Annotated in this window: 25 protein-coding genes; 20 read left to right on the top strand and 5 right to left on the bottom strand. The window is 35.4% G+C overall.

The window, feature by feature from the left end; genetic code table 11:
- Window positions 1-65: 65 nt before the first annotated feature.
- Both LY01_RS05205 and folE read left to right on the top strand, forming a co-directional pair.
- A complete protein-coding gene (locus LY01_RS05205) occupies window positions 66-470 on the top strand; it encodes a MerC domain-containing protein (RefSeq protein WP_104514779.1) in 405 nt (134 codons plus the stop codon).
- A complete protein-coding gene (gene folE / locus LY01_RS05200; RefSeq protein ID WP_104515187.1) occupies window positions 463-1,125 on the top strand; it encodes a GTP cyclohydrolase I FolE in 663 nt (220 codons plus the stop codon). The genes LY01_RS05205 and folE overlap by 8 nt, the downstream gene beginning before the upstream one ends.
- Before the next feature lie 170 nt (window positions 1,126-1,295).
- Here the strand turns inward: folE and LY01_RS05195 are convergent, their stop codons facing one another.
- The 3 genes from LY01_RS05195 to LY01_RS05185 form a co-directional block, all read right to left on the bottom strand.
- Window positions 1,296-2,753 (bottom strand): aminoacyl-histidine dipeptidase, encoded by a 1,458-nt coding sequence (locus LY01_RS05195; RefSeq protein ID WP_104514778.1) that lies wholly within the window; start codon window positions 2,751-2,753, stop codon window positions 1,296-1,298.
- Between the two features lie 96 nt (window positions 2,754-2,849).
- Window positions 2,850-3,533, bottom strand: a complete 684-nt coding sequence (mnmD, locus tag LY01_RS05190; protein ID WP_104514777.1) for a tRNA (5-methylaminomethyl-2-thiouridine)(34)-methyltransferase MnmD — start codon at window positions 3,531-3,533, stop codon at window positions 2,850-2,852.
- The gene (locus LY01_RS05185; RefSeq protein WP_104514776.1) at window positions 3,534-4,088 is read right to left on the bottom strand and encodes a DUF4920 domain-containing protein; all 555 of its coding nucleotides are present in this window, start codon (window positions 4,086-4,088) and stop codon (window positions 3,534-3,536) included.
- Between the two features lie 246 nt (window positions 4,089-4,334).
- Between LY01_RS05185 and LY01_RS05180 the strand changes: the two genes are divergently transcribed.
- The 7 genes from LY01_RS05180 (at window position 4,335) to LY01_RS05150 (ending at window position 13,159) form a co-directional block, all read left to right on the top strand.
- Window positions 4,335-5,396 carry a branched-chain amino acid aminotransferase gene (locus LY01_RS05180; protein ID WP_104514775.1) on the top strand — a complete coding sequence of 354 codons (1,062 nt, stop codon included), beginning with the start codon at window positions 4,335-4,337 and terminating at the stop codon, window positions 5,394-5,396.
- Between the two features lie 146 nt (window positions 5,397-5,542).
- Window positions 5,543-8,533 (top strand): T9SS type B sorting domain-containing protein, encoded by a 2,991-nt coding sequence (locus LY01_RS05175; RefSeq protein ID WP_104514774.1) that lies wholly within the window; start codon window positions 5,543-5,545, stop codon window positions 8,531-8,533.
- Window positions 8,534-8,604: 71 nt separating this feature from the next.
- Window positions 8,605-10,605, top strand: a complete 2,001-nt coding sequence (uvrB, locus tag LY01_RS05170) for an excinuclease ABC subunit UvrB (RefSeq protein ID WP_104514773.1) — start codon at window positions 8,605-8,607, stop codon at window positions 10,603-10,605.
- A gap of 102 nt (window positions 10,606-10,707) precedes the next feature.
- Window positions 10,708-11,625 carry a septum formation inhibitor Maf gene (locus LY01_RS05165; protein ID WP_211289277.1) on the top strand — a complete coding sequence of 306 codons (918 nt, stop codon included), beginning with the start codon at window positions 10,708-10,710 and terminating at the stop codon, window positions 11,623-11,625.
- The gene (locus tag LY01_RS05160) at window positions 11,622-12,173 is read left to right on the top strand and encodes a mechanosensitive ion channel family protein (protein ID WP_104514772.1); all 552 of its coding nucleotides are present in this window, start codon (window positions 11,622-11,624) and stop codon (window positions 12,171-12,173) included. The genes LY01_RS05165 and LY01_RS05160 overlap by 4 nt, the downstream gene beginning before the upstream one ends.
- A gap of 39 nt (window positions 12,174-12,212) precedes the next feature.
- Window positions 12,213-12,536, top strand: a complete 324-nt coding sequence (locus LY01_RS05155) for a translation initiation factor (protein ID WP_104514771.1) — start codon at window positions 12,213-12,215, stop codon at window positions 12,534-12,536.
- On the top strand, window positions 12,533-13,159 hold the full coding sequence (locus LY01_RS05150) for a hypothetical protein (protein WP_104514770.1): 627 nt from the start codon (window positions 12,533-12,535) through the stop codon (window positions 13,157-13,159). Before LY01_RS05155 ends, LY01_RS05150 begins: the two co-directional genes overlap by 4 nt.
- A 72-nt stretch (window positions 13,160-13,231) precedes the next feature.
- Here LY01_RS05150 and LY01_RS05145 read toward each other — a convergent pair whose 3' ends face one another.
- On the bottom strand, window positions 13,232-13,519 hold the full coding sequence (locus LY01_RS05145) for a 4a-hydroxytetrahydrobiopterin dehydratase (RefSeq protein ID WP_104514769.1): 288 nt from the start codon (window positions 13,517-13,519) through the stop codon (window positions 13,232-13,234).
- A 7-nt stretch (window positions 13,520-13,526) separates the two neighbouring features.
- Window positions 13,527-13,712, bottom strand: a complete 186-nt coding sequence (locus LY01_RS05140) for a CsbD family protein (protein WP_104514768.1) — start codon at window positions 13,710-13,712, stop codon at window positions 13,527-13,529.
- 120 nt (window positions 13,713-13,832) lie between these two features.
- On the opposite strand from LY01_RS05140, the gene LY01_RS05135 reads away from it, so the two are divergent.
- The 11 genes from LY01_RS05135 (at window position 13,833) to LY01_RS05085 (ending at window position 22,757) form a co-directional block, all read left to right on the top strand.
- Entirely contained in the window at window positions 13,833-14,585 is a 753-nt protein-coding gene (locus tag LY01_RS05135; protein WP_104514767.1) for a hypothetical protein, read from the top strand.
- Between the two features lie 225 nt (window positions 14,586-14,810).
- On the top strand, window positions 14,811-15,278 hold the full coding sequence (locus LY01_RS05130; protein ID WP_104514766.1) for an SRPBCC family protein: 468 nt from the start codon (window positions 14,811-14,813) through the stop codon (window positions 15,276-15,278).
- A 51-nt stretch (window positions 15,279-15,329) separates the two neighbouring features.
- Window positions 15,330-16,025 carry an SDR family NAD(P)-dependent oxidoreductase gene (locus LY01_RS05125; protein ID WP_104514765.1) on the top strand — a complete coding sequence of 232 codons (696 nt, stop codon included), beginning with the start codon at window positions 15,330-15,332 and terminating at the stop codon, window positions 16,023-16,025.
- A gap of 7 nt (window positions 16,026-16,032) precedes the next feature.
- On the top strand, window positions 16,033-17,358 hold the full coding sequence (locus tag LY01_RS05120) for a cryptochrome/photolyase family protein (RefSeq protein ID WP_104514764.1): 1,326 nt from the start codon (window positions 16,033-16,035) through the stop codon (window positions 17,356-17,358).
- Window positions 17,359-17,674: 316 nt separating this feature from the next.
- The gene (locus tag LY01_RS05115) at window positions 17,675-17,926 is read left to right on the top strand and encodes a hypothetical protein (RefSeq protein ID WP_104514763.1); all 252 of its coding nucleotides are present in this window, start codon (window positions 17,675-17,677) and stop codon (window positions 17,924-17,926) included.
- 1 nt (window position 17,927) lies between these two features.
- The gene (locus tag LY01_RS05110) at window positions 17,928-18,233 is read left to right on the top strand and encodes a hypothetical protein (RefSeq protein ID WP_104514762.1); all 306 of its coding nucleotides are present in this window, start codon (window positions 17,928-17,930) and stop codon (window positions 18,231-18,233) included.
- A 151-nt stretch (window positions 18,234-18,384) separates the two neighbouring features.
- Window positions 18,385-19,047: a hypothetical protein gene (locus tag LY01_RS05105; protein ID WP_104514761.1), complete on the top strand. Its 663-nt coding sequence runs from the start codon at window positions 18,385-18,387 to the stop codon at window positions 19,045-19,047.
- Window positions 19,048-19,651: 604 nt separating this feature from the next.
- Window positions 19,652-20,329, top strand: coding sequence for a DUF4145 domain-containing protein (locus LY01_RS05100; RefSeq protein WP_104514760.1), 678 nt, complete (start codon window positions 19,652-19,654; stop codon window positions 20,327-20,329).
- Between the two features lie 197 nt (window positions 20,330-20,526).
- Complete coding sequence (locus LY01_RS05095) at window positions 20,527-20,946, top strand: DUF3592 domain-containing protein (RefSeq protein WP_104514759.1); 420 nt, start codon at window positions 20,527-20,529, stop codon at window positions 20,944-20,946.
- A gap of 256 nt (window positions 20,947-21,202) precedes the next feature.
- A complete protein-coding gene (locus tag LY01_RS15360; RefSeq protein WP_317044684.1) occupies window positions 21,203-22,084 on the top strand; it encodes a macro domain-containing protein in 882 nt (293 codons plus the stop codon).
- A 232-nt stretch (window positions 22,085-22,316) separates the two neighbouring features.
- A complete protein-coding gene (locus tag LY01_RS05085) occupies window positions 22,317-22,757 on the top strand; it encodes a hypothetical protein (RefSeq protein ID WP_104514758.1) in 441 nt (146 codons plus the stop codon).
- Window positions 22,758-22,864: the final 107 nt, after the last annotated feature.

The following is a 22,864-nucleotide window of genomic DNA, read 5'->3' as shown; positions in this document are numbered from 1 at the left end:
CTAAGTTGCATTAACAAATAAACATTCTATATTTGCAACTCGGTTGCATTAACGAGAATGACTATATGAGATTATTATTACCAAAGCCAGACATAGTAGGTGCTGCAGTGAGTATGTTATGTGTTATACATTGCGCTATTACCCCACTGTTATTCTTATCACATGCCGCTGCAATGAGTCAGGGTATTTCTAAACCTATCTGGTGGTCCAACTTGGATTATTTATTTATTATTATATCTTTTTTTTCTATATATCATGCTACTAAAAATACAAATAGAAAAATCATGAAACCACTTTTATGGGCAAATTGGTGTGTTCTATTGTTACTTATAGGAAATGAAAAAATAGAAGCATTCTCCATACCAGAAACTATAACCTACATAACTGCTACTGTACTGGCTGTATTACATATATATAATTTGAAATATTGTCAATGTCAGGATGATAAATGTTGTATTAAAAATGGATGAAAAAGAAATAGAATTAATAGGTGATAATCATATATCGCATAATACAGATACACCTATGTTACCTACTGCATTTGACAAAACAGATGCGGAAAAGATAAAAACCATAGAGTATCATTTTAGCGAAATAATGAAAGAACTGGGTCTTGATTTATCTGATGATAGTTTATCAGGTACACCCTATCGAGTTGCCAAAATGTATGTAAAGGAATTGTTCTCTGGTTTAAACCCTGAAAATAAACCTCAACTCTCCGTATTTGAAAATAAATATGGCTATAATAAAATGCTTGTAGATCAAAACATTAATATTGATTCTGCTTGTGAGCATCATTTTTTACCCATAACTGGATTTGCACATGTGGCTTATGTTCCTAAGAATAAAGTTATAGGCTTGTCCAAAATTAATAGACTGGTAGATTATTATGCGAGACGTCCACAAGTACAAGAAAGATTATCCATGCAAATCCTTAAGGACTTGCAAGAATCTCTAGATACAGAAGATGTAATCGTTATGATAAGTGCAAAGCATTTATGCGTTTCTTCTAGAGGAATTAAAGATAAAAATAGCACTACCACTACCCTAGTATATGGCGGCTGTTTTGAAAAAAAACAATATAGAGCTGATTTTTTAAATATTATTGATCAGCCATCTACTTAACATCTAGATCTATCCAAACTTTGTTGTTTTTTTAATATCATGACTTCTCCCTAGAAGTGAACTAGCACTTGTTGTAAGTGCTAGTTACCAATTGAATCTTTAATTAGGTAGATTCAATCCATGAAAAAAACCCTTGATTTCTCAAGGGCTTTTAGTACTATCTAAGCAAATTATGCTTTTGGGATCTCTTTTAAAATTTCTAGAAGGAATTTCCAGAATTTCTGAACAGATTTAATCTCTACACGCTCATCTGGACTGTGTGCTCCTCTTATGTTAGGACCGAATGATATCATGTCTAGACCAGGGTAACGCTCTCCTAAAAGACCACATTCTAGTCCTGCGTGACAGGCTACTACTCTAGGCTCATGATTAAAAAGCTCGTTATATTTTGCTTTTGCGATATCTAAAACCGCACTGTTTGCATTAGGCTGCCATCCTGGATAATGACCAGATAGCTTAGTCGTCATTTGTGCTAGTTCCATTACAGCAACTATACTACTAGCAAGATCTTCCTTAGAACTATCTACAGACGATCTTGTAAGACAGGCTATCTGTAATTTTGAATCTTCTAAGGTTACACGCGCTAGATTATTAGATGTTTCTACTAGTCCGTCTATATCTGGACTCATGCGGTACACACCATTATGAATTCCTAATAGTGTATATACTAGTGTGCGACTATCTTCTTGAGTTAACACAGCTGCATTAGGAGCGTCTTCAAAAGAAATAGTAATATTTGCTTCTAGAGATTTATACTCGTCTAGAATTGCTTCTTTACAAGATTGAAATGCATTAAGCATAGTGTTTAAATCGTTCTCTAAAAAACTCACTACTGTTACTGCCTCTCTAGGAATAGCGTTTCTTAAACTACCACCTTTAATAGATTGAAAATGAACTGCACCTTTCTTTTGCATCGCATCTAGAAGTCTCGCAATCATCTTATTTGCGTTACCTAAACCTTTTATAATGTCCATACCACTATGACCACCATTAAGACCTTTTACAGTAATTTTCTTTGATAAGTAAGAAGCATCTAAATCGCTAGTAGAGTAACTCTTTGTTGCAGTAATGTCTACACCACCTGCACAACCTATGTCTATCTCGTCATCTTCTTCTGTATCTAGATTTAATAATATTTTAGAAGTAAGAATGTTTTTATCTAATTCTTTAGCACCGGTCATTCCTGTTTCTTCATCTATAGTAAACAAAGCCTCTATCGCAGGATGTGCAATATCGCTAGAAGAAAGTACAGCCATAATTGCCGCCACACCTATACCATTATCTGCACCTAGTGTAGTACCACGCGCTTTGATAATATCTCCATCTACAAACATGTCTATTCCTTCTATTAAGAAATCAAAGTCTGTGTCGTTATTCTTTTGATGTACCATATCCAGATGCGACTGCATGATGATACTCTTGCGATCTTCCATTCCAGGAGTAGCAGCTTTTTTAATGATCACATTACCTATAGCGTCTTCCATAACCATAAGATCATGTTGTTTTGCAAAATGTACCATAAAAGCACGTACACGCTCTTCCTTCTTAGAAGGTCTCGGTACAGCATTTAAATCTGCAAAATGATTCCATAATACCTGTGGTTCTTGTTCTCTTACTTCTTTAGACATAAAAATGTATGATTTTTTGCAAATGTAAAGCTACTTAAGAAGTTGTTGCCCTAACTATTTGCTAAATGATTGTTGATTTATAAATTACTACTAGAATTATAGACTCTTAGTAGCTCTTAACATCTCTCTTTTTCCTGGCGGTCCTGGTAAACGTTCTACTATAAAACCTACCGATTGCATGTTGCGCCTCACTTGTCCTGCTGCACAATAGGTAGTGAGAACTCCATTACTTTTTAAAGCATTATAAGCGGCTGTAAATATATCTACAGTCCATAATTCTGGTTGGGTACTAGGTCCAAAGGCGTCAAAAAAGATCAAATCATAAGAATCTTGATCTGCTATTTGCTCAAAAGTTTTTTGCTGCTTTGTTAAGGAAAAGTGATTGCTAATTTGATGACGTTCTTCCCAGCTGCATTGATGTATATCTTCATACATCTCTTCATTACCTAGTAATTTACCATAGTCCATGGCTTTTACCTCTTCATCATTAACTGGATATGCCTCTACCGCTGTATACACTATCGGTGTTTTAGAATCATGCAATGCAGTGACCATGGCATTAAGACCAGTTCCAAAACCATATTCTAGAATCTTAATAGGATTTTGTTGAAAATTACGCTTTCGCGAAAGCGAGACCTCTAAAAAATGCTCTAAACCAGTATCTATAAAAACATGAAGCGCCTCTTGTAAGGCGCCATGTCTAGAATGATATTGTTCATTGAGATCGGGCATATGAATCGTTTTTGATCCATCGTCTGTAGTCATGATCTCACGTTTCATTTATTCTTCTGTATTTGCTGCTTCTTCTACATCTGGATTGTCAAATTTCTCAACAAGTGCTCCATCTGCTACAAAGCTTAACGTAACTTCTTCTTCTGTGATAGCTGCTATTTCTTCTTTAGATTTCCCAGCATCTTCAGCATAATGACGTAATTCTTCTACTGGTGTAATGTTCTTATAGGCCTTACCACTCAAGATCACCTCTTTTCCTTTACCATTTTTAGGTAAAAAGAAACTATAGTCTTTAAATTTTACAGTCGCAGCCTGGTCACCTACCGGTAATTTAATCCAGCATCCCTTCTTTACACATACGTCTGCAATCATACCTTTTACTTTTACAGAAGTAGTATCTCCTACAGTCATACCATCATAAATCCTTCTTAACTCCATCGCATCGATTGCATCTTTATCTGTGATCTTTGCTCCATAATCGAGATAAGCCATTTCTTGAACTTGCTCATCATTTACAGCTGGCATGTCTTCTTCTACATTTTTTTGTTCTTTACATGCTACCAATAGAGACAATGCAAAAATTCCAATAATTAACTTTTTCATGTGGTTATAGTTTTAATAGTTAGGTTTGGGTTGTGATTATTAACCTAATATACAAGCCATTAGATCAAAATTCAATTTCTTTATAAGGACAACTTAAAATAAATCTTTATAGATACTTAAACGTATAATTAAGTAAATCCTACAGATATCTGTATAAAATTGTTTACAATTAGTACAAATTTAAGAATTCATTGACATAATTTCGATGCACTATTCAAGTATATTTGCAAAAATAATAAAACCACCATGACAAAGACTCACGAAATCGTTATAGATAAGGTAAAGGAATCTAAAATCAACTCGATAGATTTTAGCAATTTAACCTTTGGAAAAACCTTTACAGATCACATGCTGGAATGTACATGGCGCGATGGAGAATGGCATACTGCTGAGATTAAACCTTATGGTCCTATTCAAGTAGAGCCTAGTTGTAAAGTATTTCACTACGGTCAGGCTATTTTTGAAGGTATGAAAGCCTTTAAAGATGGTGAAGGAGATGTATTTCTTTTTAGACCAGAAGATAACTGGATACGTTTTAATGAAAGTGCAAAGCGACTTGCTATGCCAGAAGTACCTAAAGAGGTATTCATGGAAGGGCTTAAAAAGCTTGTAAACCTAGATAAAGAATGGGTAAGATATGGAGAAGGACTTTCTTTATACCTAAGACCATTTATGATAGCTAGTGAAAACGGAGTTGCTGCTGCACCAGGTACAGAGTATAAGTTTATGATCATTATGTCACCTGCATTTGCTTACTATAAAGGTGATGTGCGTGTTATAATCGCTTCAGAATTCTCTAGGGCTGCAGACGGTGGTGTGGGATATGCAAAGGCTGCTGGTAACTATGCAGCAAGTTTCTATCCTAACAACCTTGCTCTAGAAGAAGGATACCAACAAATTATATGGACAGACGCTGCTTCTCATGAATATCTAGAAGAAGCTGGTACGATGAATATTTTTGTAAGAATAGGTGACAAATTACTCACTGCTCCTAACAATGACCGTATTCTTAACGGTGTAACGCGTAGAAGCATTATGCAAATGGCAAAAGACCACGGTATTACCGTTGAAGAAAGAAGAGTGTCTGTAAAAGAACTAACTGCTGCTGCAAATGATGGTAGCCTTAAAGAAATTTTTGGAACTGGAACAGCTGCTGTAATTGTACCTATCAAAGGTTACAAACATGAAGACTTTAAATTTGAACTTCCTACACTAGAAAGTTCTTATGCAACTTTATTAATGGGTGCATTAAAAGATATACAATACAACCGTGCTGAAGATCAACATGGCTGGAGAGTAAAAATCTAATACATTTACTACATCATTACTTAAATGCTCACTTTTAAAAGTGAGCATTTTTTGTTAGTAATTATTTTACTAGAGCTTAATATGCTACCTAATAAGATTTTGTATCTTTCACTTTACTATACACCAACTGTTTAATTATTATAAAGTTGAAAAAACTACTTGTTCTCATTAGTCTTTTAATAACGACACTTTGCTATTCTCAAAATCAGGCTAATTGGTGGTTCTTTGGATCTAACGCAAGTATTGATTTCAATGGCGGTACTGCCATTCCTAACAATGTTGGTGTATTGGATACGATAGAAGGCTGCTCTGCAATATCAGACGCTTGTGGTGCTCTATTATTCTATACAGACGGTATTACGGTATGGAATAGCAATCATACAGTCATGCCTAATGGTAATGGATTGTTTGGAGATCCATCCAGTACACAGTCTGCCATTGTTATTCCTTTACCCAATAGTCCTGACCTTTATTACATCTTTACCATCTCTATACTCAATTTTAATGCTGGAAGTTCAAGAACAGGTCTATATTACTCTGTTGTAGATATGAATCTAGATAATGGATCTGGAGATGTAATTGCTTCTCAAAAAAACATTCCTTTGTTAGCTGATGGATCAGAAAAATTATTTGCAGCTGTTTCTTCAAATGGTCTGGACGCATGGATTGTCACCTATGCAGAGCGTATTTCTGGTAGCGGTAGTTTTGATCAGTTTTACGCATTTAAATTAACTCCTAGTGGTATAGACTTATCGGCAACGGTATTATCGCAAAGCACTGCTACTAGAACTACAGATAAACGTGGTTACTTAAGAGTATCACCAGATGGTAGTAAAGTAGCTATGATGACTCAAAATTATGTAAATCCTAATATTACTTTTGAATCTGGTGTTGGTGCCTGGCTTTTTAACTTTGATAACGCTACAGGAAGAGTTACTAATCCTACTAGATTAAATTTCCCAGCAGGATACCAAGCCTATGGAACAGAATTCTCTCTAGACTCTAGACTAGTCTATGTAGATCTCAACACATTAGGAAGCGGATTAGTAGCGGCAGAAAGACTACTACTTCAATACGATACAACTGCTGTTAATTTTGAAGATAACCCATTAACAATTTATGAAAGTAATATAAATGACTCTAGAGATGACACCATGCGTGGCGCTCTACAAATTGCTCCTGATAAAAAGATATATTACACTAGAGATGAAGAACCATGGTTAGCGGTTATTAATAACCCTAACGGTATAGGTGCTGCGAGCAATTTTGTTTACGATGGTCTTGCCTTGACTCCTGGCACTACAGGAAATGAAGGGCTACCACCTTTTTACAATGCCTTTTTCAACCCTTCTTTTTCTGTAGTAGAAGGTTGTAGCACAGCTCCTACTCAATTCATTGCAGACGATATTGCTACCTGCCCTAACAATTCTGTTTTATGGGATTTTGGTGATCCAGCTAGCGCTCTTAATAATACGTCCACACAAATTAACCCTACACATATTTATGCCACAGCAGGCAGTTATACCGTTAATCTAATTATCACCACGCCTGCAGAGGTTTTTAATGCTACCAGAACAGTAATAATAGTAGATACTCCGGTTATACAAACGGTTAACGATATAGAGTTGTGTGATGATATATCTAATGACGACTTTGCTCCCATAGATTTTACAACAGTAAGGACGCAAGCAATAGGCTCTCAAAGTCTCAGCACATATGATGTTACCATTCATTCCAGTATCGCAGATGCAAACGAAGATTTTAATGCCCTATCTGATAACGATATCCTATCTAGTGGAGATTATTATGTTCGTATCGATAATAAGGTTTCAAATGGTTGCTATGTTACCACTCCTTTTCAAGTGAGAATTGCAGCTCTACCTGTTCCTACGACAGTAAATGATTTGATCTTGTGTGACGATTATAGTAACGATGGTACCGAGTCTTTTGATCTAGAAGCAGCAGCTATTCAAGGTTTAGGCAGTCAGGATACTAGCCTATTTAACTACAGCTTTTTTCTATCTCAAAATGATGCAGATCTTAATCAAAATCCCATCAACTCGCCGTATGACAATACTATAAATGGAGAAGAGATATTTATACGATATGAAAATAATACAAATACTACTTGTGACGCTACCGCTTCTTTTGATCTTCAAGTTGTATCACAACCTAGTATTCCTGTTTTAGAAGACTTTACTATTTGTGACGATTCTTCTAGAGATCTCATAGAAGTATTTGACCTATCCACATTAGTAAATACCATAGAAAACACACAATTGGGTAATCTTACTACCACCTTTCACAGTTCTCAGTTAGATGCTCAAATGGATGTAAATCCGATTGATAGTAGGTATACCAACACTTTACCGCAAGAAGTATTATGGGTACGATTAGAGAATAATGATTTAATAACTTGTTATGATGTGCAACCATTAAACATAGAGGTCTTTCCTAAACCTATCGTCCAGACCACTCCAGATTTATTTAAATGTATTTCTGACCAAGTGACTATTACTGCCACAGCAGGATTTTCTAGTTATTTATGGAATACTGGTGAGACTACAGCTAGTATTAACGTCTCTGAAGAAGGTATTTATACGGTTGTTGCAACCGATAGTAATGGCTGTGACGACACCTCTTCTACCACGGTTACTAACTACTTACTTACGCAAATTATAGATGTAGAGATAGAGCAATTCACTTTACGTTCTAACCGTATAGAAATTACGGCAATAGGTGACGGTCCTTTTGAGTACAGTATTGATAATTTCTTTTATCAAGACAGTAATGTTTTTACAGATTTACTACCTGGATTTTATACCGTTTATGTAAGGGATAAAAACGGTTGTGATTTAATAACTGCGCCAGCTACTATAATTGCAGCACCACCATTTTTTACTCCTAATCAAGATGGTTTTAACGATTACTGGCAGGTAACCGCTATAGTCACAGAGCCAGATGCACAGATATTCATTTTTAATCGATTTGGTAAACTGCTCAAACAACTCAGCCCAGTAGGTCCTGGTTGGGATGGAACTTATAATGGCAACCCTTTACCTAGTTCAGATTACTGGTATCGTGTGGAGCTTATCGACGGTCGCAGCTTTAAGGGACATTTCTCTCTAAAAAGATAAACTAATCATTGTAGTTATTTTAACCTCGCTTTCGCGAAAGCGGAATTACAAAAATCTTATTTTTACAATTCATGGATTTTAATATTGTATCAGAGTTTTCTCCTACGGGAGATCAACCGCAAGCCATTAAACAATTAGTGGAAGGCATAGAGGCTAATGAGAAATTTCAAACCCTATTAGGTGTTACCGGTAGTGGTAAAACGTTTACGGCTGCAAACGTGATTCAAGAAGTACGGAAACCTACCCTAGTCCTATGTCATAATAAAACGCTGGCGGCTCAATTATATTCAGAGTTTAAAGATTTTTTTCCTGATAATGCCGTAGAATATTTTGTATCCTACTATGATTATTATCAGCCAGAAGCTTTTATTCCTTCTAGTGGTACCTATATCGAGAAAGATCTTTCTATCAATGAAGAGATAGAAAAAATGCGATTAAGCACTACCTCTTCCCTACTTTCTGGACGTCGTGACATTATAGTTGTGGCATCTGTTTCTTGTCTTTATGGTATTGGTAACCCAGTAGAATTCCAGAAAAACGTTGTTAGAATAAAAAAAGACGAGGTTATTGCGAGAACGGCATTGTTGCACAAACTGGTACAGTCGCTGTATTCTAGAACCACTGCAGAGTTTAACCGTGGTAATTTTAGAATTAATGGTGATACACTAGATGTGTACCCTAGTTATGCAGATACTTGTTTTAGAATCCACTTTTTTGGAGACGAGATAGAAGATATAGAACGTTTTAATCCTGTAGACGGTAGAGTTCTTGAAAAATTTGACCAAATTACCATCTATCCGGCAAACATGTTTGTGACTTCTCCAGACATACTGCAAGGCGCCATACATTCCATTCAAGAAGATCTGGTAAAACAGACCGACTATTTTAAAGAAATAGGAAAACCTCTAGAAGCAAAAAGACTAGAAGAACGTACAGAATTTGACTTAGAGATGATAAGAGAGCTAGGCTATTGTTCTGGTATTGAGAACTACAGTCGTTATCTAGACGGTCGTTTACCTGGTACAAGACCATTTTGTTTATTAGACTTCTTTCCAGATGATTATTTAATGATTATAGATGAGAGTCACGTGAGTGTGCCACAAGTGGGCGCTATGTATGGTGGTGATAGATCACGTAAAGAAAATCTAGTCGATTACGGTTTTAGATTACCAGCAGCCATGGATAACCGTCCATTAAAATTTGAAGAATTTGAAGCTCTACAAAATCAAGTAGTATATGTAAGCGCTACTCCTGCAGATTATGAATTGGCACAAAGTGATGGTGTAGTCGTAGAACAAATTATAAGACCTACAGGTTTATTAGATCCTATAATAGAAGTACGTCCTAGCCAGAATCAAATAGACGACCTAGTAGAAGAAATAAGATTGCGAGAAGAACGTGATGAACGTGTTCTTATCACAACGCTTACAAAACGCATGGCCGAAGAACTCACCAAATACCTAACACGCATTAATGTAAGATGTCGCTATATTCATAGTGATGTAGATACATTAGAACGTGTAGAGATATTATCTGACTTGCGTCGTGGGGTTTTTGATGTCCTTATAGGTGTAAACTTATTGAGAGAAGGACTGGATTTACCTGAAGTATCTCTAGTAGCTATTCTAGATGCAGATAAAGAAGGTTTTTTACGTAACCAACGTTCTCTTACTCAAACTATAGGTCGTGCAGCACGTAATGTGAATGGACTCGCTATTCTATATGCCGATAAAATTACCGAGAGCATGCAAAAAACCATAGACCAGACAGAATACCGTCGTTCTAAGCAAATTGCATATAATGAGGCAAATGGTTTAAAACCTACCGCGATAAAGAAAAAGCTAGAAACAGCATTGTACCGCAAGAATGCTGCGACCTATGCCATAGAAGAAACGCTATCTCTTAAAGCGGCAGAGGAAGAAGCAGAATACCTTTCTAAAGCACAACTAGAAAAGAAAATAAGAGAAACTCGTAAGATGATGGAAAAGGCGGCAAAAGAATTGGATTTTATGGAAGCTGCAAAACTGAGAGATCAGATCAAAATGATGCAAGAGAAAGTAAAAACTGCCTAATCATTAGATTCTTCTATTTATTGCTTATTTATTTGCCTTGTTTAGAGAATTTTATAATACATATCAAAATCATAAAAATTACATTTGTATAAAATTATAGCTATGAAATATTTTTTAATTTGTGCCGTCGCTCTTACTATACTTTCTTGTGATACTAAGGTCCATGTAGAAAGTAATGGAAAAACTATTATAGGTGAAGACCCTCTAGAAACTCTAGAAAACAGAGAACTTACTCAAGAATTTAAGGATTATTGGTACAGTGGTGAAGCAGAGATTTCTAGTTATGATCTTAGTCAGGCTAGATATGGAGAGATGAGAGAAGGAACTGCGGTAATGATTTTTGTAACGGAATCTTTTGATAAAAAAGACCAGGTAAAGGCAGACCAAGCAAACGACTCTAACAGACCTGTTCTTAAATTCAATGCCACTCGTGATTTTAATACTGGTATCTATCCTTATCACATTATGAGCAGTACTTTTTTACCTCTAGATAAAAAAGACAATGCTATTAAAGTAGCCAGCAGCATTCAAGAATGGTGCGGACAGACTTATATGCAAATGAATCAAGATGGTGATGAATATGAGGTGATCCTTCACTCCTATTTTCAAAGTGAAGGAAATGATGATTTTGAGATAGAAAACGTCATGACAGAAAATCAAATCGCTGCGCAGTTAAGACTAGATCCTCAGGCTATGCCTACTGGTGCGAATAAAATCATACCTAGTACAGAATTTTTAAGACTTAAACATGTAGAGACAAAACCGTATGACGCTGTAGCAAAATTAAGCGAGATGGAAGATGGCTTTTTATACAGTGTTAAGTTTACAGATCTAGGTAGAACAATTGCTTTCAAAACAGAAAAGACATCTCCTTACCGCATACTATCCTGGATGGATCGTTATAAAGATGGATCTACACCTATGGTTTCTACAGGTACTTTAAAGAAGTCCATTAAATCTGCTTACTGGGGTAAAAACGCAAACAAAGATGCTGTTTTGAGAGATAGTCTAGGAATATGAAAGAATATTTTTCAAAGCCAGAAGTAATATTAACCGTTTCTTTCTTAATAGGTACGTTTATAATTCACCGGTTGATTATATGGAGTGCTGCAAAGCTGTCTCAAAAAATTCATCGATCAGAATTGCGCAAGCAGTATTTAAAAAGATACACCGGTTATATAATCTGGACCATATGTGTAATTGCTATTATTCTCATATGGGGATTTAATACAAAAGGCTTTTTTGTCGCACTAGGTTCTACATTTGCCGTGGTAGGTGTGGCACTCTTTGCAAACTGGAGTATTTTGAGCAACATAACTGCCAGTTTTATTCTTTACTTTACGTTTCCTTATAGAATAGGAGATCGCATACGCATACATGATAAAGACTTGCCAGTTACCGCAGTAATAAGCGATATAAAAGGTTTTTACACCTTATTAGAAACAGACGAGGGCGAGTTAATCACCTACCCTAATAACTTATTGTTACAAAAAGGAGTTTCTATCTTACAAGATAAAAAAGGTTCTGTTTTTGACATTACCGATGATAGTGTAGATAGAACTGTTTAAATAGAATTTACTTATTAAATTTGCGATATAAAGTACCTTATGGATTTAAGCGATCAATTAAAAAACCTTTTCCCAGAACATGATTTTAAAGAAGAAGAAAAACCAGAAAAGAGCAACATCTGGTTACAAGAAGATCCTTTAGAATGTAAGTTTGAAAAACGTAAAGGAAAAGTAAATACCGTAATAGCTGGTTATACTGGCGCCACTGCCGACTTTAAAATTCTAGCCAAAGAACTTAAAACACAGCTAGGTGTAGGCGGTAGTTTTAAAAACGACCAGATTATCATACAAGGTGATTACCGCGATCGCATTATGGAAATGCTCAAAGAAAAAGGCTTTAAAGTAAAACGTGTCGGTGGGTGATAAATATTGAAAAGTTAGATCATTTGTTTAAAGAACAAATAGACGATATGGATATTTGCTTCTTTTCTTTTGACAATAATGATGAGGATATCGCTAAATTTTCTACCGAAGAATTAGGCAAAATAAATCTACTAAAAGCTATCAGTAAAGAGCTTCCTTATAAGATGGAGTCCCAAGAATTAAATTTAATTAGAAATCAAATTAAAGGAAACCTTTTAATTGAGCAGGAATTCCTTGGATCGAAATATAATGCTAGCTCTAACTGCCTGTATCTAGAAGGAAAACAGAAAGGATATCAATCTAATTATTTTTCAAGCCCTTATTTTGAAAAATCAGAATATATAGAAAGTATCGATACTGTCAATCAATCACACTATTCATGTACTTTTCTGGATTGGTATACGGTAAATGGTTCACTTCGTATGACTAATAAAGAGATTAATAGTGTCTTTTTAGAGACTAAATACCATTTATTAGATCAAGAAAATCCTATTATTCATAAATGGGAAGAAAAATGGCTTCATCATTTTGATGATTATAAAAATGTCGATGCTTGCAGTTGGACTTTATTTTATCCTAAATCTAAAATAACAATTGTTTTACTAATTATTCCATACTTATAAACTTAGTACCCCATAAAAAAACTCCTTAATCACGATCGATTAAGGAGTTTTAATTTTTTAAGGTGTTATACCTTACTCATCACCTACTATGTGCTCAATGGCAGCAGCAAGTTTAAAGTCATTTTCTGTAAGACCGTTAACATCATGAGTACTTAGAGTAATCTCTAGGGTACCATAAGTGTTGTGCCAGTCTGGATGATGCTCCATTTTTTCTGCTTCTAACGCGATGCGCGTCATTACAGAAAAGCAGTCCATAAAATTGTCAAATTCAAAGGTAGTGTGGATCGCATCATCATAATAATCCCATCCTTCTACGTTCTCTAAATGCTTTTCTACTTGTGCTTCAGTTAATTTTTCCATTGCTGTATTATTTATCGTCAAAGGTATTTTTTATTTTCCTTTTAGCCTCACCTATTCCTTCTTCTATTTTACCTTTTATTTGATCAGTCTTTCCTTCAGCCTCTTTAGATTTATCGTTAGTGAGTTTACCGAATTCTTCTTTGGCTTTTCCTTTTGTCTGATCCCATTTTCCTTCTAGTTCCTTGTCGCTCATAACGTTGTTTTTTATTGATTTAACTAAAGATACAGACACATCCTTGAGCGTCTCGCCAAAAATATCTTAATCCTGCACTAAAGAATTCTTAAATACCCACATAACTCTTATATTTAAACCATGAAAAAGATCAGCCTATTAATAGTATCATTAGTCGCTGCCACTGCTGTGGCACAAGTAGACTCACTTAAAACAGAACCCTTTAAAGATGCCGTACATTTAAGGGAAGTCCCTAGAAACAATCTAGTCATAGATCTAGGTGTTACACAACCTCTTTCAGATTATGGAGATGTCGCTAGATCGGGACTTAATATAGGAGCAGAATATCTGTATTATACCAACAAGCATCTAGGACTAGGTATTTCCTTAAGACACCAGTATAATGAATTCGGTTATCTAGATTTTCAGACAGACGATCGTACAGCAGCCACGGCAAACAACTGGACCAATACTTCTATAGCCATAGGTCCTACCTATTCTTATACTCAGGGCAGATTTCAATTTGATGCCTTTGTAAAAGGTGGAGTTGCCTTTTTAAACAGTCCAGAGAACAGCGTCTCACAAATAGGTATAGGTAATACACAAGTATTTTCTAGTGACAGCGAGAACTCGTCCTCATCTAGTGCTTATCTAGAAGGAGGTTTGCGATTCAATTACTATTTCCGTCGCAGTGTGCAACTATTCTTCTCGCCACAGTACAACACAACACTAGGTGACCCTATCGCCTATTCTTATAGAGATGACAGTTCTACCGCACCTATACAACCCAATTTATTGAAAAAATTAAATGCCTCTAACCTTATCTTTAATGTAGGTGTAAAAATAGCTATAGGTAAAGAATACAGCAGTGGCGAGTGGCGCGATGACGACTAGACGCTGGTGCTACTCCTATTTTTAAAACTCTTTAAATACTCTTTTTAAACCCTTTTATTACCTAATAACACTAGGTTTTAAAAGGGTTTTACGTTTTCTATAATTATATAAAAACATGAAATACGGTTATTATTATAGTCATTATTAAAGTTGGCACAGAATTTAACAAGTCTTTATTCTAAATCTTTTGTTTAAGAGTTACCTTTATACCTTAAACAAAACAACTTGAAATTAATCCAATTTTCTTCGCAGCAAAAATTACCCATCTCCATAGATAAGGCATGGGAATTTCTAACAGATGCAAATAACCTGAAACTACTCACACCACCAGAACTGGATATGGTCGTGCAGTACGGTACAGAAAGAGGTATGTATCCTGGACAGCTTATAGAATACTCTATAAAACCACTACCCTTTTATAAAACCAACTGGGTGACTCACATCACACAAGTAGAAGAAGGCAAGTTTTTTGTGGACGAGCAAATGTACGGTCCCTATGCCACCTGGCACCACAAGCATTTTATTACAGAGATAGAAGGCGGCACACTCATGGAAGATTTAATTCACTACCGCTTGCCATTCGGTCTATTAGGTAAATTAGGGACGCCATTAGTTAAGAAAAAGTTGGAAGAAATATTCCGCTTTCGCGAAAGCGCACTCATCAAACACTTCGGTGCATTTAAAGAAAAATAAGAGATTTTAAAGTCTCTACTAATATAGTAAGAACAAAATAAAAGTACAAAAATGTCAAAAAATATACTACTTATAGGCGGTAGCCATGGAATAGGAAACGCCATCGTACAACACCTTCATGAAGGAAATAACGTGTACGTAGCCTCTAGAGAAAATGAAAATTTACCAGATAGTGTGACACACATTCCATTTGATGCACTTACAGAAGAATTAGACACCAGTTTACTGCCAGAATCTCTAGATGGTTTTGTGTACTGCCCTGGTAGCATTAATCTAAAACCCTTTAAAATGTTGAAGCAATCACATTTTGAAGAAGATATGGAGATCAATTTCTTCTCCTTAATAAAAGCCACCAGAACGGTTTTACCTTTATTGACTAAAAACGGTACCAGCAGTATAGTCTATTTCTCTACCGTTGCAGTAAGTACAGGAATGCCTTTTCATACCAGTGTAGCCGCTGCAAAAGGTGCTATAGAAGGATATGCTCGCGCACTAGCGGCAGAGTATGCTCCTACGGTAAGAGTAAACGTTATCGCACCGTCACTAGTAGACACACCACTCGCTGGCCGACTCTTAAATAACGATGCCAAAAAAGAAAAAATGGGCGACATGCACCCACTTAAACGTGTCGGTACACCAGAAGATATTGCAAGCCTTGCCGTATTTTTATTGAATCAAAACGAGGGCTGGATTACCGGCCAGGTGATAGGTGTTAATGGCGGTAAGGGGTCTTTAAATTTAGGATAAATAAACGATGAGTAAAAAGGTAAACATATTTTGGCTGCGTAGAGATTTAAGACTCGATGATAATGTAGGACTTCTAGAAGCACTTAAAAGTGATCTTCCTGTCCTGCCCCTATTCATATTTGACAGTGATATTCTAGATAAATTACCAGAAGACGACGCACGCGTTACCTTTATCCATGAGCAACTGCAGCGCATGCGCTCACAACTGCAAGAAGAACACGACAGTTCTATAGCCATGCTCTATGGAACACCTAAAAAAATATGGACGCAATTACTTAAAGACTATCAAGTAGACACCGTGTTTACTAACCATGATTATGAGCCCTATGCTCTAGAACGCGATCTAGAAATAGATCAACTGCTGGCACAACATAATGTAGATTTTAAAACCTTTAAAGATCAAGTTATTTATGAAAAAGACGAGATCACAAAGGCAGACGGTAATCCCTATGTCGTTTACACACCCTATAAAAATAAGTGGCTAGAACATTTTAGAAAAGACCACGGTAGCGGCGAGCATCAAAAATTTTATTACACCCACGACTACCTAGATAACTGTATCAAAAACAGCAGGTTGCCCAACCTGTCTCTTAGCGACATAGGATTCAAAAAATCCAGTATAGAAATATCAGCCTATACCGTCACACCTACACTTATAGAAGAATACGAGAATACTAGAAACTATCCAGCCATAGAAAACGGAACCTCTAGACTGGGTATTTACCTAAGATTTGGTATAGTAAGTGTGCGTAAAATGGTGCGCAAGGCAGACCATGCAAATAACAAGACATTCCTAAGCGAGTTGATATGGAGAGAATTCTTCATGCAGATACTCTACCATTTCCCACATACCAAAGACCAAGCCTTTAAATCAAAATACGACCGCATCGAGTGGCGCAATAATGAGGACGAATTTGAAAAATGGAAAACCGGCACCACAGGTTATGCCCTAGTAGACGCAGGTATGCGAGAATTAAACACCACCGGCCACATGCACAACCGTGTACGCATGCTAGTAGCAAGTTTTTTAATAAAACACCTCTTAATAGACTGGCGCTGGGGCGAGACCTATTTTGCCGAAAAACTACTCGATTATGACCTCTCCAGTAACGTGGGCAACTGGCAGTGGGCAGCAGGCAGCGGTGTAGATGCTGCGCCCTATTTTAGAATCTTTAATCCCATTACCCAAAAAGATAAATTTGACAAAGAGCGCAACTACATAAAAGAATACGTACCAGAGTACGGCACCGATAGTTATCCAGAGATGATGGTAGACCATAAAGAAGCTAGAGAGCGCTGTTTAAAAACCTATAAAGAAGCCGTTTCTCAATAAGCCCATCACCACACCATACACTATTATAAGAATACCGCTTGCGCGAAAGCAAAACCGCAAACCACCCTATTATACCATAACACACACCTATAAGACCAACCAGATGCGTTGGTCTTTTTTAGGTCTAGAAATGAAAGAAACTCTAGCCGTTATTAAACGTTTAATAATAAAAAGTTCTTATATACACCTAAAACCGCAATACATAAAATTTCACAAAAAAGTTCTCATATACACCCCATATGGTAGGGTTAGTTAATGGTTTTTTAGTAAATTGCTTATATATAACCGTTGTAGCACATTTGAGAAAACTCACGAATTGAAAAGAAAGACAGGAATAATAATATTAATAATCGGAATTTTAATAGTCTCGAAATTCTGGATTGGAATCTTTACTCACGATGAGTTTGGAGGAAAAGATATATTTATTAAACATAGACCGATATGGAAAACATTTTTCTATTCACCAAGAGGAATGAGTGATTTAAAATTATCTGAAATATCGACTGAAAAGCAGAATGAACAAAGACTGTTCGATGAATTTGTTTTAGAAAATAGAAAAATCGAATAAGATGGAAATTAAATATTGCTGGAGATGTAAAATGGACATTCCAATGTTGGATAAAAATGAGTTTGCAATCGCTTCCGAATTATACTCTAACGGATTTAAAATAGCAAAAGCGGATAGAAAAGAGAGATTTAAAGAATTATTAGAATACTATAATAATTTGACTGAATTTGGAGAAATTGAACCGAATGCGATTATGCATCACTCGCTTGAACAAATTGGACCTGATTGTGAAAATTGTGGAAAACCATACAGAACACCAAAAGCAAAACTATGTGCGAATTGCGGAAATAAAAGGAAATTTGAATAATAAAAACGTGCTACAACACCGTATATAATTTATTGCTAGTTCTAGCCTACTTACGAAAATCCTCGCGGATTTTCTATTCGGTTTTTATTTGCTAAATTTAGTGCTTAAATCACGCAACAAACCATATACAAACACGTTGCCATTAATTTAAATGAACCATCCAACTAAACATATTACGGAGCTTTCTGAGCAGGAAATTATAGAATTACATCTTGACCGTTATTCTATGTCTTATCAATTAATTGATTGTCAAATAAGGTCTACGCTTTCTTTTCTATATGAGGCAATACAACATACAACTCATAATACAAGGACGAAAAATTTAGTGCCAATTATGGCAATATTATCCGCTCTTGACCAATTAGGAATTTGTTATAACAGAACCGATTTGAGCACTAACTTTACCAATGGAATTAAACGATGTTTAATATTATTAGCGGAAAAGGAATCCGATGATAATATTCTTAAAATTCTACCAGCTTTACGCAATGGACTAATTCACAATGTCAGTTTAGTTTCAAAAGCAAAATACGAAAATCAACCGAACTTTATTTTTAGATATTCAAATGATGAAGATGACATCGATGAAGTTTATCAAGAATCATCCAGAGTTTGGGACGGAAATTTCTCAACTTTAAGTAATAATGGACGTGAGCATTATACCACTCTTATAAACATTGAAAAGTTAAAAGAACTGTTTGACAATTGTCTGATTAAGGCAGTTGAATTAAATAGGAATAACCTATTAAGGATTAGATTAAATGGCGGAATGGAAGAGCTTTTTTATAATTATTTAAGAACTGTTCCTAAATAAAACTAATGGCAACACAACCTATAAACAATTCGGGCTTTGGGCTTAGTCGCAGGGTTTGTGTATTTTTATAAAGTCCGCAAAATCTTTGGGATTTTGCTTTTTAGCGGGACAAAGTAAAAAGAAAACCAAAAGATTTAGCTATGTGCGTAGCGAAAAGCAAACGCCAGTTTGCTCCCGTACTGTTCATAGCTCAACCGTTCAGGCCAATTACCTGCGGCCGTAGTTCTACGCTATAAAATTTTAATTTGTTCCTATTGCGAACTAAAATTACTCTACTCCATAGCCATGAAAAATATAAAGCAATCTCTAGGATAAACAAATTAACAATTTTAAGACTCCCAAACTACTAATTGGCCTGAACGGGCAAAGGTGTAAAACGCCTCGTCTTAAATCCGGTGCATACTTGCTTTTGTCATGCTGCCACAAATAACTGGCGTGAACAAAGCATAAAGCGTATCAGGCGTTTTAAAGGCTACCTGTGAGGCTGTATAATTCAAAATTAGTTTATCTTTAAAATCCTAAATTAACATCTCTAACATAGGGATCTAAAGCAAAACGCCTCACACGCCTTATACCTTTGCCCGTTGCCAATAATACCAAAAAAATGAACACACAAGAAAGATTGAATATAAGAATAAACCAATTGATTGAATTGGCTGATAATGTTTTAAGAACTGAAAGAAGAGGAACTGGTTCATTTTCGACATCTTATGTTGACAACGAACAATTCAATGCTTTCAAGAATGCATCTTTATCTTTTATTCTAAATTTATTCGATAAAGACCATCCATATTACGAAAATTTCACAAATAGTTGCAATAGGGCAACACCATACGATGCTAAAGCAGGAAGAGGAATATTAACATCAATAAAAACAGAAATTGAACAAGGTTGGCTGAATACTATTCGAGGTTTAGTAACAGCCGAAATCTTTACTGATTTTATTGAAATGGCTGAACATTTACTGAACGAAAATTATAAAGATGCTTCTGCGGTTATGATTGGAAGCGTTTTAGAAGAGCATTTAAGACAGTTATGCACGAAAAATGGAATTGATATTACGTCTGAAAAAGGTGGAAAACAAATCCCAAAGAAAGCGGACTTGTTAAACGCTGAATTAACAAAAGCAACTATATATAATAAACTTGACCAAAAGAATGTAACTGCGTGGTTAGATTTAAGGAATAAGGCTGCTCACGGAAAATATGGCGAATACACAAAAGAACAAGTTGAATTAATGTTACAAAGTGTTATTGACTTTATGACAAGAAATAGCATATAAGTACTATTGGCAACACCGTATATAATTTATTGCTAGTTCTAGCCTACTTACGAAAATCCTCGCGGATTTTCTATTCGGTTTTTATTTGCTAAATTATGTGCTTAACCACGCAACAAACCATATACAAACACGTTGTCATTAATGGTGAAAAAACATTTTAACAATATTCAGGTAATTTCGACACACCAAGAAACCGAATGGAAAACTTAATTGGAGCAATTGTCTTTTTAATAGTTGGTGGCGGATTTTTATACGCTGGATTTTACATTCGAAATTCAAATCGTAAAATCCAAACGAGCGGAATTAAAACAAAAGCTAAAATAATCGACTTCGTAGAGGAACGGAGTAAAGACGCTGATGGAGAATCTCACATTTATCACTTTCCGATTGTAATGTTTACGGACAAAAACGGAATTGAAACGACTAAAAAATTGGACTCCAGTGCCAGCCCAAATAAGATTAATCAACCGATTGACATAATTTACTTAAAAAAAGACAACGAATACGAAATAATGATAGACAGTGAATTTTGGAAAACATACTTTCCTATGATTTTTATAATCGGCGGCTTTTTATTTTCTGGAATTGGTATTATCTGGTTGATTAATAAAATATGAGTAAAAGTGTCGCGAAAAGTACTTTCGGAAATCCAATCAAAACCTAATCGAAATGTGCCAATGAGAACGGAAACCACTAATGACAACAAAACCTATAAACAATACGGGTTTTCGGCTTAATCGAAAGATTTGCGTATTTTTATGAAGTCCGCAAAATCTTTTGGATTTTGCTATGTGCTTGGTGGAAAGTAAACGCTAGTTTGCTCCCGTACTTTTCATAGCAAGATCGTTGTACCCAATGCGAGAAAACATCAGAATGAACATTAAAAGTCTGGCAAATAAGATATTTGGAACTGAAAATTCTTATCCAAAAGGAGGAGAAGTTTTTCAAGCAATGAATGATGTTGAAATTACATATTTAACTCATTTTATGGCACCTTATACTGGTGGAGAAAAAGCAATACTTCTTAAAGGAGAAAAAGTTTTGGTAAGTAAACCGCTTAACTCCAAACCAAAAGGATACTATTGCTATCCATTAAATGCAGACGAAGTTGAACAAAGGATAATACCAAATTCTGACAAAAACAATCCAGCCTATAATGGATTTAGTCTTTCAATTGATACAAAATCTTTGAATACGGATTTTATAAAAATAGAATTAATGCCAATAGAATACAGAAAAGGAGACGCAACAAGTCCGATTGACGAGAACACAAAGATAATAACTCATATTTGTAATGATATTGGAGGTTGGGGAAAAGGATTTGTAATGGCAATTACAAAAAAATGGAAAGAACCTGAAAACGAATATCGAAAATGGTATAAAGCAAAAATCGGAGAAGAAAGCAATATTGTCGAATATCAAAGACTGACTAGAAGAGATGAATATTCAAACGAAAAGGAGTTTAAATTAGGTAATGTTCAATTTGTTAAAGTATCAAACGGTTTGTGGATTGCAAATATGATTGCACAGCATAAAATCAGAAAAAATAATGACGGACTTCCGCCTATTCGTTATCCTTTTGTTCGTGAATGTTTGGAAAGAGTACGTGAATTTGCTCAAGTAGAAAATGCGAATGTTCATATGCCAAGAATTGGTTGCGGACTTGCTGGCGGAGAATGGACAAAAATTGAGGAGATTATTAATGATGAACTAATTGCTCACGAAATTAGGACAACAGTTTATGATTTCGAATAAAGCACTGGGTACAACAATGTATATAAAACATAGCTAATATAGGCTTTCCGAAAGGTTTGTGTGTATTTGTGAAGAACGCCAAATTTTTAAATTTGGCTTTTAGATAAATAAAGATAAAAAGAAAAATTTAAAAATTCGGCTCGTACATAATCTGAAAAATTAGCGTCTTTTTACACGCTACGTTTCATATACGAGACCGTTGGCAAACATTTATCAGAACATCGAATAGAGAATGAATAAAAGAAATAGAATAATAAATTGGGTTGGAGTTTCTCTGTCATTACCTCAGAATAAGCAATCCGAAATGTTTTACTTTGATAAATCACAAAATCTATTCTTTTCTATACATATTGTCGACTATTTTATGTTAAACGAAAATTTGGAGATTGACGAATCCACAACCAGTTCTTATAATAAAAAGACTGAAAACGAAATCGTTTCTTGGATTAAAAGAATTGAACAAGAGGATAAACGGATAATAAGCGTTCCTCAAAAAGGGCTGACTGACGAAACTCGAAAAAAAATTGAAGCGGAAAAATTTCTTGATGATTTATCAGTTGATATTGACAAAACTAAAATATGGGAAGTTGAAGAGAAAATTTCTGTTAATATTGACTTGACCAAAGAACGAACGAATAGTGGAAATAAAAAATGGTGGAAAATTTGGAAATAAAACGATTTGCCAACAAAGAACTGTGGTAAAAAACAAGCGAATTTCACTTAATTTCTAACAAGTACACTTCTATATCCGTCATCGTATATTAATCCTGATTTTGCTAT

Origin of the sequence: Nonlabens xylanidelens (genome assembly GCF_002934445.1) — a bacterium.
GTDB lineage: Bacteria > Bacteroidota > Bacteroidia > Flavobacteriales > Flavobacteriaceae > Nonlabens > Nonlabens xylanidelens.
This window is presented reverse-complemented; position numbering and strand designations above follow the sequence as displayed.

Excerpts from the sequence above, each read along its gene's own strand:
- folE (WP_104515187.1), top strand. The coding sequence starts at position 463 with ATGGATGAAAAAGAAATAGAATTAATAGGTGATAATCATATATCGCAT.
- LY01_RS15360 (WP_317044684.1), top strand. The coding sequence starts at position 21,203 with ATGAACATTAAAAGTCTGGCAAATAAGATATTTGGAACTGAAAATTCT.
- LY01_RS05125 (WP_104514765.1), top strand. The coding sequence starts at position 15,330 with ATGTCAAAAAATATACTACTTATAGGCGGTAGCCATGGAATAGGAAAC.
- LY01_RS05180 (WP_104514775.1), top strand. The coding sequence starts at position 4,335 with ATGACAAAGACTCACGAAATCGTTATAGATAAGGTAAAGGAATCTAAA.
- LY01_RS05145 (WP_104514769.1), bottom strand. The coding sequence starts at position 13,519 with ATGGAAAAATTAACTGAAGCACAAGTAGAAAAGCATTTAGAGAACGTA.
- LY01_RS05135 (WP_104514767.1), top strand. The coding sequence starts at position 13,833 with ATGAAAAAGATCAGCCTATTAATAGTATCATTAGTCGCTGCCACTGCT.
- LY01_RS05205 (WP_104514779.1), top strand. The coding sequence starts at position 66 with ATGAGATTATTATTACCAAAGCCAGACATAGTAGGTGCTGCAGTGAGT.
- LY01_RS05155 (WP_104514771.1), top strand. The coding sequence starts at position 12,213 with ATGGATTTAAGCGATCAATTAAAAAACCTTTTCCCAGAACATGATTTT.
- LY01_RS05110 (WP_104514762.1), top strand. The coding sequence starts at position 17,928 with ATGGAAATTAAATATTGCTGGAGATGTAAAATGGACATTCCAATGTTG.
- LY01_RS05120 (WP_104514764.1), top strand. The coding sequence starts at position 16,033 with ATGAGTAAAAAGGTAAACATATTTTGGCTGCGTAGAGATTTAAGACTC.
- LY01_RS05105 (WP_104514761.1), top strand. The coding sequence starts at position 18,385 with ATGAACCATCCAACTAAACATATTACGGAGCTTTCTGAGCAGGAAATT.
- LY01_RS05195 (WP_104514778.1), bottom strand. The coding sequence starts at position 2,753 with ATGTCTAAAGAAGTAAGAGAACAAGAACCACAGGTATTATGGAATCAT.
- mnmD (WP_104514777.1), bottom strand. The coding sequence starts at position 3,533 with ATGAAACGTGAGATCATGACTACAGACGATGGATCAAAAACGATTCAT.
- LY01_RS05165 (WP_211289277.1), top strand. The coding sequence starts at position 10,708 with ATGAAATATTTTTTAATTTGTGCCGTCGCTCTTACTATACTTTCTTGT.
- LY01_RS05140 (WP_104514768.1), bottom strand. The coding sequence starts at position 13,712 with ATGAGCGACAAGGAACTAGAAGGAAAATGGGATCAGACAAAAGGAAAA.
- LY01_RS05095 (WP_104514759.1), top strand. The coding sequence starts at position 20,527 with ATGGAAAACTTAATTGGAGCAATTGTCTTTTTAATAGTTGGTGGCGGA.
- LY01_RS05085 (WP_104514758.1), top strand. The coding sequence starts at position 22,317 with ATGAATAAAAGAAATAGAATAATAAATTGGGTTGGAGTTTCTCTGTCA.
- LY01_RS05160 (WP_104514772.1), top strand. The coding sequence starts at position 11,622 with ATGAAAGAATATTTTTCAAAGCCAGAAGTAATATTAACCGTTTCTTTC.
- LY01_RS05185 (WP_104514776.1), bottom strand. The coding sequence starts at position 4,088 with ATGAAAAAGTTAATTATTGGAATTTTTGCATTGTCTCTATTGGTAGCA.
- LY01_RS05100 (WP_104514760.1), top strand. The coding sequence starts at position 19,652 with ATGAACACACAAGAAAGATTGAATATAAGAATAAACCAATTGATTGAA.
- uvrB (WP_104514773.1), top strand. The coding sequence starts at position 8,605 with ATGGATTTTAATATTGTATCAGAGTTTTCTCCTACGGGAGATCAACCG.